The 17,085-nt window shown below is 66.4% G+C and carries 14 protein-coding genes; 6 read left to right on the top strand and 8 right to left on the bottom strand.

Annotation, left to right across the window (positions count from 1 at the left end):
* The first annotated feature begins 18 nt into the window (after nt 1-18).
* From ACFC2Y_RS03295 to ACFC2Y_RS03320, 6 genes are all read left to right on the top strand, one after another.
* Nucleotides 19-1,725 (top strand): ABC transporter ATP-binding protein, encoded by a 1,707-nt coding sequence (locus tag ACFC2Y_RS03295; RefSeq protein WP_375173624.1) that lies wholly within the window; start codon nt 19-21, stop codon nt 1,723-1,725.
* Nucleotides 1,725-2,666 carry a GAF domain-containing protein gene (locus tag ACFC2Y_RS03300; protein WP_375173625.1) on the top strand — a complete coding sequence of 314 codons (942 nt, stop codon included), beginning with the start codon at nt 1,725-1,727 and terminating at the stop codon, nt 2,664-2,666. The genes ACFC2Y_RS03295 and ACFC2Y_RS03300 overlap by 1 nt, the downstream gene beginning before the upstream one ends.
* Nucleotides 2,667-2,678: 12 nt before the next feature.
* The gene (nirB, locus tag ACFC2Y_RS03305; RefSeq protein ID WP_375173626.1) at nt 2,679-5,111 is read left to right on the top strand and encodes a nitrite reductase large subunit NirB; all 2,433 of its coding nucleotides are present in this window, start codon (nt 2,679-2,681) and stop codon (nt 5,109-5,111) included.
* Between the two features lie 388 nt (nt 5,112-5,499).
* The gene (gene nirD / locus ACFC2Y_RS03310; protein ID WP_375173627.1) at nt 5,500-5,829 is read left to right on the top strand and encodes a nitrite reductase small subunit NirD; all 330 of its coding nucleotides are present in this window, start codon (nt 5,500-5,502) and stop codon (nt 5,827-5,829) included.
* Nucleotides 5,829-8,462, top strand: coding sequence for a molybdopterin-dependent oxidoreductase (locus tag ACFC2Y_RS03315; RefSeq protein WP_375173628.1), 2,634 nt, complete (start codon nt 5,829-5,831; stop codon nt 8,460-8,462). Before nirD ends, ACFC2Y_RS03315 begins: the two co-directional genes overlap by 1 nt.
* On the top strand, nt 8,459-9,364 hold the full coding sequence (locus ACFC2Y_RS03320) for a glycosyl transferase family protein (protein WP_375173629.1): 906 nt from the start codon (nt 8,459-8,461) through the stop codon (nt 9,362-9,364). Before ACFC2Y_RS03315 ends, ACFC2Y_RS03320 begins: the two co-directional genes overlap by 4 nt.
* Nucleotides 9,365-9,382: 18 nt before the next feature.
* On the opposite strand, the gene ACFC2Y_RS03325 is transcribed toward ACFC2Y_RS03320, so the two are convergent.
* The 8 genes from ACFC2Y_RS03325 to nosZ form a co-directional block, all read right to left on the bottom strand.
* Nucleotides 9,383-10,090 (bottom strand): Crp/Fnr family transcriptional regulator, encoded by a 708-nt coding sequence (locus ACFC2Y_RS03325; protein WP_375173630.1) that lies wholly within the window; start codon nt 10,088-10,090, stop codon nt 9,383-9,385.
* Between the two features lie 112 nt (nt 10,091-10,202).
* Nucleotides 10,203-10,619, bottom strand: coding sequence for a c-type cytochrome (locus ACFC2Y_RS03330; protein WP_375173631.1), 417 nt, complete (start codon nt 10,617-10,619; stop codon nt 10,203-10,205).
* Nucleotides 10,620-10,644: 25 nt separating this feature from the next.
* Nucleotides 10,645-11,568, bottom strand: coding sequence for an FAD:protein FMN transferase (locus ACFC2Y_RS03335; RefSeq protein WP_375173632.1), 924 nt, complete (start codon nt 11,566-11,568; stop codon nt 10,645-10,647).
* Nucleotides 11,569-11,572: 4 nt separating this feature from the next.
* Nucleotides 11,573-12,145 carry a nitrous oxide reductase accessory protein NosL gene (locus ACFC2Y_RS03340; protein ID WP_375186400.1) on the bottom strand — a complete coding sequence of 191 codons (573 nt, stop codon included), beginning with the start codon at nt 12,143-12,145 and terminating at the stop codon, nt 11,573-11,575.
* Entirely contained in the window at nt 12,142-12,969 is an 828-nt protein-coding gene (locus ACFC2Y_RS03345) for an ABC transporter permease (RefSeq protein ID WP_375173753.1), read from the bottom strand. Before ACFC2Y_RS03345 ends, ACFC2Y_RS03340 begins: the two co-directional genes overlap by 4 nt.
* The gene (locus ACFC2Y_RS03350) at nt 12,969-13,859 is read right to left on the bottom strand and encodes an ABC transporter ATP-binding protein (RefSeq protein WP_375173634.1); all 891 of its coding nucleotides are present in this window, start codon (nt 13,857-13,859) and stop codon (nt 12,969-12,971) included. The genes ACFC2Y_RS03345 and ACFC2Y_RS03350 overlap by 1 nt, the downstream gene beginning before the upstream one ends.
* Nucleotides 13,828-15,144, bottom strand: coding sequence for a nitrous oxide reductase family maturation protein NosD (locus tag ACFC2Y_RS03355; protein ID WP_375173635.1), 1,317 nt, complete (start codon nt 15,142-15,144; stop codon nt 13,828-13,830). The genes ACFC2Y_RS03350 and ACFC2Y_RS03355 overlap by 32 nt, the downstream gene beginning before the upstream one ends.
* Nucleotides 15,144-17,084, bottom strand: coding sequence for a TAT-dependent nitrous-oxide reductase (gene nosZ, locus ACFC2Y_RS03360; protein WP_375173636.1), 1,941 nt, complete (start codon nt 17,082-17,084; stop codon nt 15,144-15,146). The genes ACFC2Y_RS03355 and nosZ overlap by 1 nt, the downstream gene beginning before the upstream one ends.
* Between the last annotated feature and the right edge of the window lies 1 nt (nt 17,085).

Here is a 17,085-nt window from a genome sequence, read left to right on the forward strand (position 1 = left end):
AGCGCGAAAGGAAACGTCATGAGCATTCTCAAGTTCGACAGCGTCCACAAGAGTTTCGGCGAAGGCACCCAGGCGACCCCGGTTCTGAACGGGATCGACCTGGAGGTGGCCGAGGGGGAGTTTCTGGTCATCCTGGGCTTTTCGGGCACCGGCAAGACCACCCTCATCAACCTGATGGCAGGGCTGGAGCAGCCGACGCGTGGCAAGGTGACCTTCAAGGGCGAGCCGATCACTGGCCCCGGCCCGGAACGCGGGGTGATCTTTCAGAGCTATTCGCTGATGCCGTGGCTGACGGTGGAGGGGAATGTGCGCCTGGCGCTGGATTCCGTCTTCCCCTCGATGCCCGCCAAGGAAAAGGCCGAGAAGGTCGCGCATTACGTGCAGATGGTGGGGCTGTCCCATGCGACGACCCGGCGTCCGGCGGAACTGTCCGGCGGGATGCGGCAGCGGGTCAACGTGGCCCGCGCCCTGGCGATGAACCCGGAGGTCCTGCTGCTGGACGAGCCGCTGTCGGCGCTGGACGCGCTGACCCGCGCCAACCTGGCAGATGAGATCGAGGCGATCTGGGACGCGGACAAGAAGACCTGTGTCCTGATCACCAATGACGTGGACGAGGCCATCATCCTGGCCGACCGGATCGTCACGCTGAACCCCGACGGGACCCTTGGATCGGAGTTCAAGGTGTCGATCCCGCGTCCGCGCGAACGGTCGGCCATGAACCACAACGAGACCTTCAAGGCGCTGCGCGCGGAGGTCACGAATTACCTGATGGATGTCGGCATCGAGGCCAAGCCCGAAGGGACGCGACGCCTGCCGGACATTCAGCCCAAGCACACACATGACGCGGATATTCCCACGGCCGTGAAGGATGCGCAGAAGGGTCTGATCGACCAGCGCTATCTGACCTTCAGCGAGTTGCACAAGGTCTATCCGACGCCCAAGGGGCCGCTCACGGTGGTGGAGGATTTCAACCTCAAGCTCGACCGGGGGGAATTCATTTCCCTCATCGGCCATTCGGGCTGTGGCAAGTCCACGGTGCTGACCATGGTCGCCGGGTTGAACGAGATCTCCAAGGGCGTGATCAAGCTGGATGGCTACGACGTGCGTGGCGCGGATCCGGAGCGTGCGGTGGTCTTTCAATCACCCAACCTCTTCCCCTGGCTGACTGCGCGCGAAAACGTCGCCATCGGGGTGGAGAAGGTCTATCCCAAGGCCAGCCAGGCGGAACGGCAGGACGTGGTGGAATACTACCTCGAACGCGTCGGTCTGGGCGACGCGATGAACAAATCCGCCGCCGAGATGTCGAACGGCATGAAACAGCGGGTCGGGATTGCGCGGGCCTTTGCCCTCTCGCCGAAACTGCTGCTGCTGGATGAACCCTTCGGCATGCTGGACAGCCTGACCAGATGGGAACTGCAGGAGGTTCTCATGGAGGTCTGGAGCCGCACCAAGGTCACCGCGATCTGCGTCACGCATGATGTGGACGAGGCGATCCTGCTGGCCGACCGCGTGGTGATGATGACCAACGGGCCGCAGGCCACCATCGGCAAGATCGTCAATGTCGACCTGCCCCGCCCGCGCACCCGCAAGGCGCTGCTGGAGCATCCGGATTACTACCTCTACCGCGAGCAGGTCCTCGATTTCCTTGAGGAATACGAGCACGGGGCCAAGGGGAAATCCGAGAAGACCGAAGCCCCCGCCAAAGCCAATAAGGAGGCCGCGTGATGGACACCACGGTTGCGGCGCCGGACCGGACCTTCGTCGAAGTGTCCGAAATCTGGGTCCCGGAGGGGGATCAACTGGTCCTGGCCGAGGGCAACTATGGCGCGCTGAGCGAGTTTGCCGCCGCTTCTCGCCGGGAAAGCTTTGCCAGGGGCGAAGGCCTGCCCGGCAAGGCCTGGGCGGAGGAACGGCCGGTCGTGCTGAAGGGGTTTGACGGGTCCTATTTCAAGCGCACCGAGGCCGCGAAGGAGGCCGGACTGACCAGTGCGGTCGCCGTGCCGGTCTTTGCCGGGGCCACGCTCAAGGCGGTTCTTGTCGTGCTGTGTGGCGATGACGAGGACCGGACCGGCGCGATCGAGGTCTGGTCGGAGCAGGACGGCCTGCTGATGCTGGACGATGGCTATTACGGCGCGGCCAAGCATTTCGAATGGGTCAGCCAGCACACGCATTTCCCGCGCGGCCAGGGGTTGCCCGGCGGCGTCTGGTCCTCGCTGACGCCGATGCTGATGCGCGACCTGGGCTCGGGCTACAAGTTCATCCGGGCCGACAGCGCAGCCAAGGCCGGGCTGACCACGGGTTTGGGCCTGCCGGTGCCAGTCCCGGGCGACAGGACCTTTGTGCTGACGCTGCTGTCGGCCAAGGGCACGCCGATTGCCCGCCGATTCGAGATCTGGGACGCCCGCGCGGCCCGCAACGGATCAGTTAAGGAGGCGCGGCTGATCGACGGGATTTGCGCCCGCGAGGGGGCGCTGTGGGACCCGGAGAATGCCGGAAATGAACGCAAGGTCACAGCCTGGCAGGGCGCCATCGGGCGCGTGCTGGGCACCGGGGTGCCGCTGGTAGAAGGCGGCAAACCGGGGCTGGCCGCGGGCTACGACTCCATGGTCGCGATGCCCATCCACCAGAACGGTGAACTGAGCCACGTCGTGGCCTGGTACCTGTAAGGAGCCGAAGAGATGCAAAAACTAGTTGTCATTGGTGCGGGGATGGCGTCTGGCCGGTTCCTTGAGCACTTGTTCGACGCGGACCCTGCCGCCTATGAGGTCACGCTGTTCAATGCCGAACCGCGTGGAAACTATAACCGGATCATGCTGTCGCCCGTGCTGTCGGGTGAAAAGAGCTTTGCCGAGATCGTCACCCATGACGATGACTGGTACGGCGAGAACAATGTGACCTGCCGGTTTGGCGAAAAGGTGCTTTCGGTCGATACGGCGCGCAAGGTCGTGGTCGGCGAAAAGGGCGAGGTGCCTTATGACAAGCTCGTCTTTGGCACCGGCTCCTCGGCCTTCATCATCCCCTGCCCCGGCCATGACCTGCCGGGCGTGGTGGCCTTCCGCGATCTGGAAGATACCGACACCATGACCGAAGCCTCGGCAAAGCCGGGAGCGAAGGCGGTGGTGATCGGGGGCGGTCTGCTGGGGCTGGAAGCCGCGGCGGCGCTGCGGCTGCGCGGCATGGAGGTCACGGTGCTGCACCTGATGGGCCATCTGATGGAACGTCAGCTCGATCCGGCGGCGGGTTACCTGCTGAAAAAGGATCTGGAGCGGCGCGGCATCACCGTGATGCTGGAGGCGTCGACGGACCGGATCGAAGGGGACGGTCATGTCGAGAAGGTCGTTCTGAAGGATGGCACGGAACTGCCCTGCGACATCGTCTGTATGGCCGTGGGCATCCGGCCCGCGGTTCAACTGGCGCAGGACAGCGGCATTCCCTGTGGTCGCGCGATCCATGTGGATGCGCAAATGCGGACCGGGGTCGAAGATGTCTATGCGGTCGGCGAATGCGTCGAGTTCGAGGGGAACCTCTTCGGCCTGGTTGCGCCGCTCTACGATCAGGCGAAGGTACTGGCTAAGACCCTGACCGGGGACGAGGCGAGCTTTGCGGTAAAGGAGCTGTCCACCAAGCTGAAGGTGACGGGATGTGACCTCTTCTCCGCCGGAGATTTCGCCGAGGGCGAGGGGCGCGAGGACATCATCTTCCGCGATCCGGCACGTGGCGTCTACAAGCGGCTGGTGATCGAGGGCGGCAAGCTGATCGGCGCGGTGCTTTACGGCGATACGGCCGATGGCAGTTGGTTCTTCGGCCTGATCAAGGACGGCACCGACATCGACGAGATGCGCGATACGCTGATCTTTGGCCCGGCGTTTCAGGGGGGCGGCTCCGCGGACCCTCTCTCAGCCGTTGCAGCATTGCCGCTTGATGCGGAGATCTGCGGCTGCAACGGCGTATGCAAGGGCACCATCGTTCAGGCGATCGAAGGGGGCGCGACCGACCTGGGCGCGGTGAAGGCCACGACCAAGGCCAGTGCCTCCTGCGGGACCTGCACGGGGCTGGTGGAGCAGATCCTCCAGGTCACGCTTGGCGACAGTTTCGAGGCGCCGACGGTGCAACCGATCTGCGGCTGCTGCGATCTGAGCCACGAGGACGTGCGCCGCCTGATCAAGACGAAAGAGCTGAAGAGCCAGGAGGCCGTCTGGCAGGAGCTGGGGTGGAAGACACGGAACGGCTGCCATATCTGCCGTCCGGCTGTGAACTTCTACCTACTGGCGGACTGGCCGGTGGAATATCAGGACGACCCGCAGTCGCGCTTTGTCAATGAACGCAAGCACGCCAATATTCAAAAGGACGGCACCTTCAGCGTCATGCCGCGCATGTGGGGCGGGATGACCGACCCGGGTGAGCTGCGCGCCATCGCCGACGCGGCGGAGAAATACGGCGCGGCGGTCAAGGTGACCGGTGGCCAGCGGATCGACCTGCTGGGCGTGAAGGGCGAGGATCTGCCGGGCATCTGGTCGGATCTGAACGATGCGGGCATGGTCTCCGGCCACGCCTATTCCAAGGGGCTGCGCACGGTGAAGACCTGCGTCGGGTCGGACTGGTGCCGGTTCGGGACGCAGGATTCGACGGGCCTTGGCATCAAGCTGGAGAAGCTGCTCTGGGGGTCCTGGACGCCGCATAAGGTCAAGCTGGGGGTCTCGGGCTGCCCTCGGAACTGTGCGGAGGCGACCTGCAAGGATGTCGGCGTGATCTGCGTGGACAGCGGCTATCAGATCGGTGTCGCGGGTGCTGCGGGCATGGACGTGAAGGAGACCGAGCGCCTGGTCGATGTGGCGACGGAGGAGGAGGCGATCGAGATGATCACCGCTTTCATCCAGCTCTATCGCGAGAACGCCAAGTATCTGGACCGGCCCTACAAATGGGTCGCCAAGGTGGGGCTGGACTGGGTCAAGGAGCGGGTTGTCGAAGACGCCGAGGAACGCCGCCGCCTGGTCGAGGCCTTTGAGCTGTCGCAATCCATCTATCGCAAAGACCCCTGGGCCGAGCATGTGCGCGAGCGGGCGGACAGATACGCCCCGTTGGCCGATCTCACCCTGGAGGCTGCGGAATGATCCGGGGAGCGCCTGTCCCGGGTTCGCGCCGGGACCGCGACGGTGTGTCCAGTGCCGCGAGGCCCCGGATCAGGTCCGGGGCAGATACAACGCGGTGCCCTGTCCCGGGCCTGCCCCGGGACCGCGACGGTGTGCCCGGTGCCGCAAGGCCCCGGATCATGTCCGGGGCAAATACAGCGCGGGGCCCTGTCCCGGGCTTGCCCCGGGACCTCGATGGCATGCCCAGTCCTGCGAGGCCCCGGATCAGGTCCGGGGCAAATACGGCGCGACGCCCTGTCCCGGGCCTGCCCCGGAACCTCGACGACAGGCGCGGGTCGGCGAGGCCCCGGATCACGTCCGGGGCACGATCGCCCGCAGTTTCGACCCGCATCGCAACAGGAGACCTGACATGAGCTGGATCGACATTGGAACTCTCGACGATGTGCCGCTGCGCGGTGCGCGCATGGTGAAGACCCCGGCGGGCTGCATCGCGCTCTTCCGCACGGCGGAGGAGGAGATCTTTGCCGCCTCCAACACCTGCCCGCACAAGGGCGGGCCGCTGGCCGACGGGATCGTGCACGCGCAGAAGATCACCTGCCCGCTGCACAACTGGGTGTTTGATCTGAACACCGGCGAAGCCGTGGGCGAAGACGCCCGCATCGCCACCTATCCCGTCCGGATCGAAGGGCGGCGCATTCTGCTGGACGCGGAATCCATCGGATCGCGGAAGGTGGCCTGATGGACGGCGCCGCCCTGCCGGAAACGCGCTCCACCTGCCCCTATTGCGGCGTGGGCTGCGGCGTCCTGTTGCGGGCCGACGGCGAGGGCGGGCTGAGCGTGCGCGGCGATCCGGAGCACCCGGCGAACAAAGGCAAGCTCTGCTCCAAGGGGTCGGCCCTGGCAGAGACCGTGGGGCTGGGCGGGCGGCTGATGCAGCCGATGGTCGACGGGGCCGAGGCGGAGTGGGACAGCGCGCTGCAACTGGTGGCGGACAAATTCCGTGACACCATCGCGGAACACGGGCCGGACAGCGTGGCCTTCTATGTCTCGGGCCAGTTGCTGAGCGAGGATTACTACGTCGCCAACAAGCTGATGAAGGGCTACATCGGGTCGGCGAATATCGACACGAATTCAAGGCTTTGCATGGCCTCCACCGTGGCGGGTCACAAGCGGGCCTTTGGCACGGACACGGTGCCGCAGACCTATGAGGACCTGGAGGAGGCCGATCTGGTGGTCCTGGTCGGGTCCAACCTGGCCTGGTGTCACCCGGTGCTCTACCAGCGGCTGCTGGCGGCGCGGGAGGATCGGGGGACGCGGATCGTGGTGATCGACCCGCGCCGCACGGCGAGTTGCGAGGCCGCGGACATGCATCTGCAGATCGCGCCCGGGGGCGATGTGGCACTCTTCAATCGGCTGCTGGCGCATATCGACCAGACGGGCGCTGCGGACCCCGGCTTCGCCGCCCATGTAGACGGCTACGCCGAGGCGGTGACGGCGGCACGGGCGGAGGATGGCCAGGCCACGGGGCTGAGCGAGGCGGAAATCCAGGCGTTCTGTCACCTATGGGCCGGGACCGAAAAGGTCGTCACGGTTTTCAGCCAGGGGGTCAATCAGTCCTCCTCGGGCAGTGACAAGGTGAATGCGATCCTGAACTGCCATCTCGCCACCGGGCGGATCGGCAAGCCGGGCTGCGGCCCGCTGTCGGTCACCGGGCAGCCCAATGCCATGGGCGGGCGTGAGGTCGGGGGGCTGGCCAATATGCTGGCCTGTCACCTCGATCTGGAAAACCCCGATCATCGCAGCGCGTTGCGGACCTTCTGGGACGCGCCGGTGATCGCCGACAGGCCCGGGCTGAAGGCGGTGGACATGTTCCGCGCCGTGGGCGAAGGCCGGATCAAGGCCCTGTGGATCATCCACACCAATCCAGCGGTCACCATGCCCGACGCGGATGCGGTGCGAGACGCGATTGCGGGCTGTGATTTCACCGTGGTCAGCGATGTCACCGGGGCCACGGATACGGCGCGGCTGGCGGATGTGCTGCTGCCCGCCTCGGCCTGGGCCGAGAAGGAGGGGACGGTCACCAATTCCGACCGCACGATCAGCCGACAGCGGGCGGTGCTGCCCGCGCCGGGCGGGGCGCGGGCCGACTGGGCGATCCTGGCCGAGGTCGGGCGGCGCATGGGCTGGCAGGCGGCCTTTGACTACACGACCCCGGCGGAGATCTTTCGCGAATATGCCGCGCTCTCGGGCATCGCGGGGCGGGTGTTTGGCCGGGATTTCGACATCTCGGGCCTGATGGATATCGGCGATGCAGACTATGAGCGGATGGTCCCGGTGCGCTGGCCGGTGACGCAGGAGCGCCAGGGCGGACGGTTCTTTGGGGATGGCCGGTTCTTTCACCCCGGGGGCAAGGCGCGGATGCTGCCGGTGTCGTGGCGACCGCCCGCGGCGCGGACGGACGCGCGCTATCCCTTCCGGTTCAATACCGGCCGTATCCGCGACCAGTGGCACACGATGACGCGCACCGCGCTCAGCCCGCGTCTGTCGGCCCATCTGGCGGAACCTTTTTTGGAGATCCACCCCGAGGATGCGGCGCGGCTGAAGATTTCCTCCGCCGATCTGGTCAGGGTCGCCAATCCGACCGGCCAGTCGATCCTGCGGGCGCGGATCACCGACAGCGTGCTGCCCGGCCAAGTCTTTGCCCCCATGCACTGGACCGGGGAAACCGCGCCATCGGCCCGGATCGACGCGGTGGTCGCGGGCGTGACCGACCCGGTCTCAGGCCAGCCGGAAAGCAAGGCGGCGGTGGTTGCGGTCGAGCGGGTGGAGGCGGCCTGGTATGGCTTTGTCATCTCCAGCGGGCCGATCAGCCTGCCGGGCGAGTACTGGGCGCTGGCGCGGACCGAGACCGGGTATCGCGCCGAATTTGCGGGGATGGAGGAGATCGCGGACTGGGAGGCCGAGGCGCGGCGGATCTTCAACGCGCCGGAGGCCGAGGCCTCGACCATCCGGGACGAGGCGCGGGGGATCGCCCGGGTCGCCCTGACCCTGGACGACGTGCTGATCGGCGCGCTGTTCGTGGCGCGGGAACCAGTGGCGGTGATGCGCGATTACCTGGCCACCCTGCCGGGGACCGAGGCGCCGCAGGTGCTGGGCGGACGGCGGCCTGCGGGGCAGCCGGACCCGGGGCCGATCCTGTGCTCCTGCTTTGGCGTGGGGGTGAACACCATCGTCACGGCCATTGAAACGCAGGGGTTGATGAGCGTAGAAGCGATTGGAGAAGCGCTTCAGGCGGGGACCAACTGTGGCTCCTGCCGACCGGAAATCGCCGCGCTTCTGAGCACAACAGTGACACGAGAAGCCGCCGAGTGAGCCTTGCAGAACATGTCCGAACTCTGGGCCGGGGGCCGGGGCGATCCCGATCCCTGACGCAGGAGGAGGCCGCCGATGCCATGGGCATCATGCTGTCCGGCAAGGGCGCGCCGGAGGCTGTGGGCGCGATCCTGATGCTGCTGCGGATGAAGGGCGAAACGGCGGAGGAGATTGCCGGTTTCGCCGGGGCGGCGCAGGCGGCGATGCCCCCGATTGCGGGCGTCGATCTGGACTGGCCCTCCTACGCGGCGGGGCGGACCCGGGGCGCGCCCTGGTTCCTGCAATCGGCCCGGGAGGTGGCGGATCAGGGTTACCGCGTGCTGCTGCATGGCTGGAACGGGCCGGATCAGACGGTGCGAGAGGGGTTGGGCCAGGCCGGGATCGCCATGGTCGACAGCGTTTCCGAGGCGGAGGAGAGGCTGAGCGCTGACGGCATCGCCTATCTGCGGCTGGAAACGTCGCATCCTGCGCTATTCGCCCTGCTGAACCTGCGGCCGGTCTTTGGCCTGCGCTCCTGCGTCAACACGGTCTGCCGGATGCTGAACCCCGGGCGCGCCGGGGCCAGCGTGCAGGGGGTGTTCCATCCGTCCTACCGGTTATTGCAGGCCGATGCGGCGGCGCTTCTGGGCTGGCAATCTCTGAGCGTGATCAAGGGCGGCGGTGGAGAGTTCGAACGCCACCCGGGCAAGGCCATCGCCGCTTTCGGGTTGCGCGAGGGCCAATCCTGGGAAGGCACCCTGCCCGCGCTGAGCGAGGAGACGCGGCGTCTGAACGAACCCGGGCTGGAGGGCGACAGCCATTTCGACCGTCTGATCGTCAGCGGCACGACCGAACTGGCCATGGCCACCCTGCAGAACCGCGTGGCAGCCCAGTCAGACCCGTCGGTCGAAATCGAGTCGTAGGCGCATCGCACCCCGGGATCAAACGCCGTCCCGCAGGTCCTCCAGCCGGGGGACATCCCGCAAGGTCACATGGCCGCGCGTGCTGCTCAGCAGGCCCATCTTCTCCCACTGGGACATTGTCCGGCTGGCGGTGTAGAGCGTCGTCCCCGCCATTTCCGCCAGGGTCGCCCGGGTCAGCGTGATGCCGATCCGTCGGCCCGCGGGGTCATGGCGGCCGATCTCCTCGCCCAAGCGGAGTAGAGCGGCGGCGATCCGTTGTTCGACGCTGCGGGTGGTCAGCGCCTCGATATGGTTTTGCAGGGCCTCGATCCGGTTGCCGATCTCATGATCGAGACGGACGGAGATACCGGGGTGGCGGGTTCTTATCTCGGGCCAGTGGGCAGAGGGCCAGTCAATGGTGACACAATCCGCCGCGGCTACGGCGGTGACGGGATAGCGATCCTGGCCAAGCGCCATGGACACCCCGAAGAGCTCCCCCGCCGGGATGTGCAGCGGGATGATCTGGGTGCCGTTCGGCTGAGGGCGCACGGCCCGGACGATGCCTTGCACCAGCAGGAAGAACCGGTCCGCGGCCGCGCCGTAGTGGAACAGCTGATCCCCTTCGGCCCAGGTCATCATCTTGCCCTGATCGAGGAGATCGCCGATCTCCACCGGGGTCATGCCCTGGAAATGCGGAAAACCGTAGACGCGTCTGAGATCAGAACGCTGGATGATCATGTTGTTCATGGTTGCACGCCCCCACAGGAGGAAGTCGCGGCGCAATCGGCCACTGGATACCGGGCCGCCGCAATGAGCGCGGCGGCGGGTCAGACGTTCGGAAAGATGAGATAGGGCGGGTTCAGTCGGTCAGGGTGGCCAGATAGGCCGCCAAATCCTCGCCCCCCTTCTTGAGCTTGAAGGTCATTTTCGACTTGGCCGAACTGTCGCCGAGGGTCTCTTTCAGCCAGGCGCCCGGGTCCGCGACATAGGCGGCCAGGGAGGCCTCGTCCCAGACGGCCCCGGCAGCACCGGCGGCGGCGAGCGACTCGCTGTATTTGAACGCCTCATCCGCGGCCACGCCACGGCCGACGATCCCGTAGAGGTCCGGGCCGGTCTTGCCGCCTTTGACGATAGCGGTGCCGTCGTGAGCGGTGATCGCATGGCAGGATTTACAGCGTTTGAAGATGTTTTCACCCTTGGCGGCATCGCCTGCCCAGGCTGCGCCGGCCCCGAGGGTGGCCGCTGCAACGGCCAGAGGAATCATCCAGTTTTTCATTGAATCTGTCCTGTATTCGTTAGGTTCACTGACCGAGGTACAGGCTCTCCACCCGGGCGTCTTTGCGCCCGCGCAACATTCCGAACGCCTCATCCCGGCCCGCTGCAAGACACAGGGCCGTCGACAGTGCGTCGGCCACGGCGGCGCGCGGGGCGCTGACGGTGACCTGTCGGATCGGGCCGGGGGCGGCCGCGGTGCGGCGCGGGTCCAGGATATGGCCAATCCCCTGCCCCGTATCCAGTATCAGCTGCGCCGGGGCGGAGGTCGCGAAGGCCCGGCCGCTAACCTGTCGCGGCGATGCCTCGCCCTTGATCGTGACGGGCCAACCCTGTTGGCCGGGGGCGGAGCCGAGCGGCAGGATTTCGCCGGTGTCGATCAACACATCCGCCACGCCTGCCCGCCGCAGGACATCCGCCACGCGGTCGGCGATATAGCCCTGGGCGATGCCGTTCAGGGTAAGCGCCTGACCCGGGTCCAGATCGACCCGGTCGCTGTCGATCCGCACGCGGTCGAACCCGATAGCGGCCCGGGCACGGTTCAGGCTCTGCCGGTCGGCGGCGATTCCCGCCTCCTTCGCTTTGGCCATGGCCTGCCACAGGGGCTGGACCGTCGGGTCAAAGCGCCCCTCGGTGTCATGCCAGATCTGGCGGGCCAGGGTCAGGCAGTCCAGCAGTTCAAAGGCGGGGGCCGGGAGATGGCCGTCGCGGTTGAGGCGGCTGATCTGCGAGTCGGGTCGGTAGAGGCTGAAGATCCCTTCCAGCCGGTCCATTTCGGCCACGGCCTTGCGGGTGAGGACCGCAGCCTGCGGATGATCCAGGACGATACGGGCGCGGGCCCCAAGGGCGATGCCGGTCCAGACATGCGCGGTCGCGGCGGCGGGTCCGGCCAGACAAGCGGCGGAGGCGATGGTGAGGAAACGGCGGCGGTTCAGGGGCGGTCGTGCAGTCATGACTTTATCCTTGCGGCCCATCTGAGAGTTTTTGCAGACGGTCAGCTATGTCGTCCGGGGTGTCCGAGCTTTCCTGCGGTTCCGTGGGGGCGAGGACATCGGCCGATGTGATTTCGGCAAAGGGGCGGATCTGGCCGCCATGACGGGCGGCGAAGGCCTCTGCCGCGGTCCGGTCGGAAAAGGGCACGAACTCCGGCGCGTCCATCCCGCCCCGGGCGTCGGAACCCAGGACATAAAGCGCCGAGGTGGCCTCGATCCAGGGGCCGGGGGTCTCCCATGTAGCGGGGCCGGACATGTCCTGCACGTAGGCCACGGCAATGTCATGGCTTTGTTCGGGCATGTGCAGATAGGCGACCGTGTCCCGCACCTGGCTGAAGAAGAGCGCGCCGGGCAGACCGTCGAGTTGCACCTGCCCTTTCGGGCCGTCGTGCTCGATGATGTCCATGCGGCAGTAGAAGCCCACGGCTTCTGCCGTCATCTGGACCGGGTCGGGGCGTGTAGCGATCTCCTCCCGGCAGGCGGTAAGTCCCAAAATGGCCAACGCGGCCAGTGCGACGGATAGGCGACGCTGTATCATGGCCGGACCCTCGCAAAGCTCGCCCGCGCCAATAGCGCCGCCACGACGGGCCAGAGCAGCAGGGAAGCCAGAGGTTTCCAAGCGGCGATGGCATCGGCGGCCCCGGCGAGGCCCGAGGCGGCGCCGACGGAGTGCGAGGCGCTGAGGTTGAAGATGCGGAAGGCATCCGCCGGGTTGACCACGAGAAGCCAGGGGAAGACCTGCCGGGTGAAGACGCCGCCGTCGTCCGCCACGATCCCGGCCAGGAGGCCCAGGTCGTAGAGCACCACCGCCGCCAGCCAGAGCGCCACGGCCAGCCCCGCGGCACCGGAGGGGCGCCGGGCGAGGCCGGAGAGCATATGCCCGAGAGACAGGAAAGCCGCGCCCAGCATCACCGACGTCCAGACCAGCCGCCACAGCGCCCCCAGCCCGGCCACCGCGGCGGCGCCACCCAGAACAAAGGCGGTCGTGGCGGCCACCGCGTAGCCCGCGCCGACCGCCAGGGTGATCACGGCGAGTTGCGCCAGGAGTTTACCGGCCAGGATTTCCCCCCGGGCGACCGGATAGGTCAGGTGAAGGGCCAATGTCCCCCGCTCCGCCTCGCCCGCGATGGCGTCGAAGGAGATCAGCAGGGCGATCAGCGGTACCAGATAGACCGCGAGGGAGGTGAGGCTGGCCACGGTCATCGACAGGCGGTCGACGCCGAGGTCCCCGGTCGGGGCGGAGCCCGCGACGGACAGGACCAGCGCGAAGAGCATCATCATGCAGGCCGCGATGGTGACCCAACGGTTGCGCAGCGCGATCAGGAATTCGATGCGGGCGGCGGACAAGATACGGGAGACCATCATGCGGCCCTCCTGCTGATGCTGGCGTAGACCTCGTCGAGGCCTGCGGTGATCAATTCATAGTCCTCCAGCACATCGGCCACGTCGGCGACCCGGGCGGTCATGGCGATCTTTTCGGAGGGGGCGAAGGTGACGGAGAAGGCCGCGCCCGAGGGCTTGGCCTGCGGGAAGGCCTCGACCAGGCGGGAAGCGGCCCCGGCGCGCGGGTAGAGGATCAGGGTCAGGGGCAGCGCCGCCTGGGCCCTGAGGACCGATACCGGGCCCTCCGCCACCTTCTGGCCGCGCGACAGGACGATGACGCGGTCGGTCTTGGCCTCGATCTCTGACAGGGCGTGGGAGGAGAGGATGACCGCCGTGCCGCGCGCCGACAGTTCGTCCAGAAGGTCGTAGAATTCGCCACGGGAGACCGGATCGAGGCCGCTGGTCGGTTCGTCCAGCAGCATCAGCCGCGGCGTGCCGATCAGGGCCTGGGCCAGACCCAGCCTCTGCCGCATCCCCTTGGACCAGGTGCCGATCCGGCGGTCGGCCGCATCGGCCAGCCCGACCCGGGCCAGCAGGTCCTTGGCCTGCGATACGGGCGCGGCACGCAGGCGCAGGTAGTGGGTGAGTTGCTCACGCCCGGTCAGCGCCGGGTGGAAGGCGACGTTTTCCGGCAGATAGGCCGTCAGCGCGCGGGCGACAGGGGACCCCGGCGCATGGCCCGCGATATCCACCGCCCCGTCAGACGGGGTGATCAGGCCGAGCACCAGCTTCATCATCGTGGACTTGCCCGCGCCGTTATGCCCGATGAGGGCCACGCGTTCGCCAGCAGCAAGGCTCAGGTCCACGGCGTTGAGCGCGGTGGCCTTGCCGTAGCTCTTAGTGAGCCGCGAGAGGGTCAGTATCGTCATGCGTTGCCTCCTGCGCCCAGGCCGGTTCCGCCCGGGCCATCTGCATCAGCGGCTCGGGAAGGGCGCGGTCGGGCGCGATTGTCAGGGGATGGCTGTCCACCACGCCGCCGGGCAGCGTGGCGGGGAATTGTTCCTGGCTCCAGCGAACCAGCTGCACGGCAGGGGAGCCGAGCAGCAGTTTCGCCGCCGGTTGCGACCAGAGGATGTGGTCCATCAGGTCGTTCGGCCGATAGACACTGTCCGCCCGCCCGTCCCCGTCCAGGTCGAAGGCGGCGTGATCCGACCAAAAGTTGCCGCGCCCCTCGTGGCTCCATTCCACGAAACGGGTGCCGACGTATTTCACCTGCGTCCGGTTGCCGACAAAGGCGTTGCCGGTGATGGCGTTGCGTTCGGATCCGGCGGTGAAATGCACGCCGATCTCGCAACCCTTGAACAAGTTCTCGGCCAGCAGGTTGCGGTGTGCGTTGTAGATAAAGACGCATTTGTTGGCGCCTCCGGAGACGAGATTGTCGTAAATATCCGACTGGTTGGCGTAGTTCAGGAGGACACCGTAGTCCCGGTCGTTGATCGAGACATTGCGCTTCAGCAAGGTCCGGTCGGAATACATCAGCCCATAGCCGAAATGGTTGCCGATGGAGACGTTGTCGCTGACCTCGCTGTCGTTGGCGTACATGAAATGCACGGCAAACCGTAGGTCGCGCATCAGGTTGCCGCGATAGGTGTTGCGCTTTGAGGTGACGACGAAGATGCCGTCGCGGCCATAGCGGATTTCGTTGTCCTCGATCACCGTGCCGGGGGCGTTCCACAGGTAGATGCCGTTGCCGCGGTCGTTCATCCGCGCCAGGCGAAGCCCCTCGATCCGGTTGCCTTTGACCAGCGCGTCGCGGGCGCCGTGGACGTCGATGCCCACGAGATTTCCGGTCAGTGTGTTGTTGAGGACCCGGGCCTCGGTCGCCTTACTGGTCAGCTTGATCCCACTGTCGAGCGCCTCGTTGTCGCGCCCGGAGCCGGTGACCGTCAGGTCACGCAGCGTCACGCCGGGCGCATCCACTTTGATGACAGTCCCCTCGCCCCCGCCATCCAGCAGGGTGCCGGTCTGTCCCGTCAGGGTCAGGGCCTTGGTCAGGACAACCGGGCCGGCATAGCGGCCCGGTGCCAGGACCAGCTCGTCCCCCGCCTCCGCCGCGGCAAGCGCCCTGGCGAAGGTTTCCGGCGTCACCTCGACCCGCCCGGCCAAGGCCGGGACGGAGACGAGGATCGCCCATATGAGGACCAGCCAGCGCATCAGCCGGCCTTCGGCTCGACGAACATCCGGCCGCGCATCTCCATGTGGAGCGCGTGGCAGAACCACTGGCAGTAGTACCAGTAGACGCCGGGTTTGGAGGCCGTGAAGGTGACGGATGCCGTGGCCTGCGGCCCGACCTCCATCGCCACGCCGTGGTTGTTCAGCGTCCAGCCGTGGGTCAGGTCGTCGATGTCGTCGAGGTTGGTGACATAGACCGTGACCTCGTCATCCTGCTGCACCGTGAAGGAGGACAGCGAGAATTCCGGCGCCTGGCTGGTCATGTAGACCCGCACCTTGTTGCCGTCACGGATGACCGTGTCCTGCCAGTCGTCCAGATCGACGCCATCGGCCTCCGCCTGTGCCCGCGCATCGGCCCACATCGGGTCGTTGCGGTCCCAGACGTTCCTGGGATTGACCTTGGAGGCATGGACGAGGATCGAGTCATGCGGTTCGGCAAAGGTCGGGCCGTCGTGCAACAGGGTCAGTTCCGTCCCGTTGATCGAGAAGAGCTGCTCGTTCTCGGGCTTGAGCGGGCCGACGTTGAGGAACCGGTCCTTGGAGAACTTGTTCATCGACAGGTAGTACTTGCCGCTCGCATCCAGGCTTTCCCCCTCGCAGGTGGAGTTGTGACCCGGCTGATAATGCACATCCGTCTTGGACAGGATCGGATCGACATCTTCGCCGTTGTAAGCCCGGATCGCCTTGTCGAGGTTCCACATCACCACCTGGCTGTCGAGGAACAGCGTGGTCAGGCAGTTGCCCTGCCCGTCAAAGCAGGTGTGGAGCGGCCCGAGGCCCAGTTCCGGTTCGGCAACGACGGCAGAGCGTTCGTCCGCGTCTTCCTCGAACAGGGCGTCCAGCTTGCGGACGTCGATGACCGAGACGGTCGGTGAGAGCTTGCCCGCGATGCAGAGGTGGATCTTGTCCGGGGCCATGTTGCAGCCGTGCGGGCTGTTCGGGATCGGGATGTAGCGGGTGTATTTCTTGTTCTGCCCCTTGCGGCCGTCGATGACCTTCACGCCGTTGAGTTCGATATAGTCGCCCTCGGCGATGCCCTTCTCGATCTCCTTGATGTTGAAGATGACAACGTGGTCCCGTTCTGCCTCCATCATCTCTGGCAGGGTCATGCCCATTTCGGAGTTGTAGGAGGTGGAGAAGGCGTATTTGCCGTCGTAATCGCAGTCGGTGTTGTCGAGGTTGCCCGACACCATCACCTGCCAGGCCACCTTCATCTCATCCGCGTCGATGGCGGTGTAGAAGTTGGTGTATTGCGACGGATCATCCAGCACCTTGCCGTCGTTGACCATCGGCACCTCGTCCTCGCCATTGGCAAAGACGTAGTTGGTGCGCGGCCATTTCTGCGGACGCAGGCCGTGGATGGCCTTGGCGTTCGGGATCTCGATGATCTTGTCGCACTTCATGACGTCGCAGCGCACCCGGGCAACCCGCGTATTGGCCTTGTCATTCATGTAGAGATAGCGACCGTCATACCGCCCTTCGGTGAAGGACATATGCACGTGGTGCAGGTCGCCCTGATCGTGCACGACCTTGCCTTGTTTGGCGAGGAAATCCCTGGTTTCCGGCAGCATGCCCTCGGTCAGGATCTTGAGGCTTTCGTTGGTCTGACCCCAGCCCGTGGCGGAGCAGCGGTTGAAGACCGGGACCCGCATCAGTTCGCGCATGGAGGGCACACCGAGAATGCGCATCTCGCCGGACTGGCCCGAGGACCAGAAGCCGTAATATTCGTCCAGCTCGCCCGGTCCCGGCAGGGCCGCATGTGCGCCCGTCGCCGCGGAGGCGGAGGTGGCGGAGGCCGCAGTGACGGCGGCCGCGCCGCCCAGAAGCCCCATGCGGCCACCGACGCCGCCCAGGGCGGCCCCGGTTGCGGTCGCGCCGATAAAGCCGCGCCGACTGAGCCCCGTTTTCTTGATGTCAGACATA

The organism is Pseudooceanicola sp. (assembly GCF_041987405.1).
Taxonomy (GTDB): domain Bacteria; phylum Pseudomonadota; class Alphaproteobacteria; order Rhodobacterales; family Rhodobacteraceae; genus Pseudooceanicola.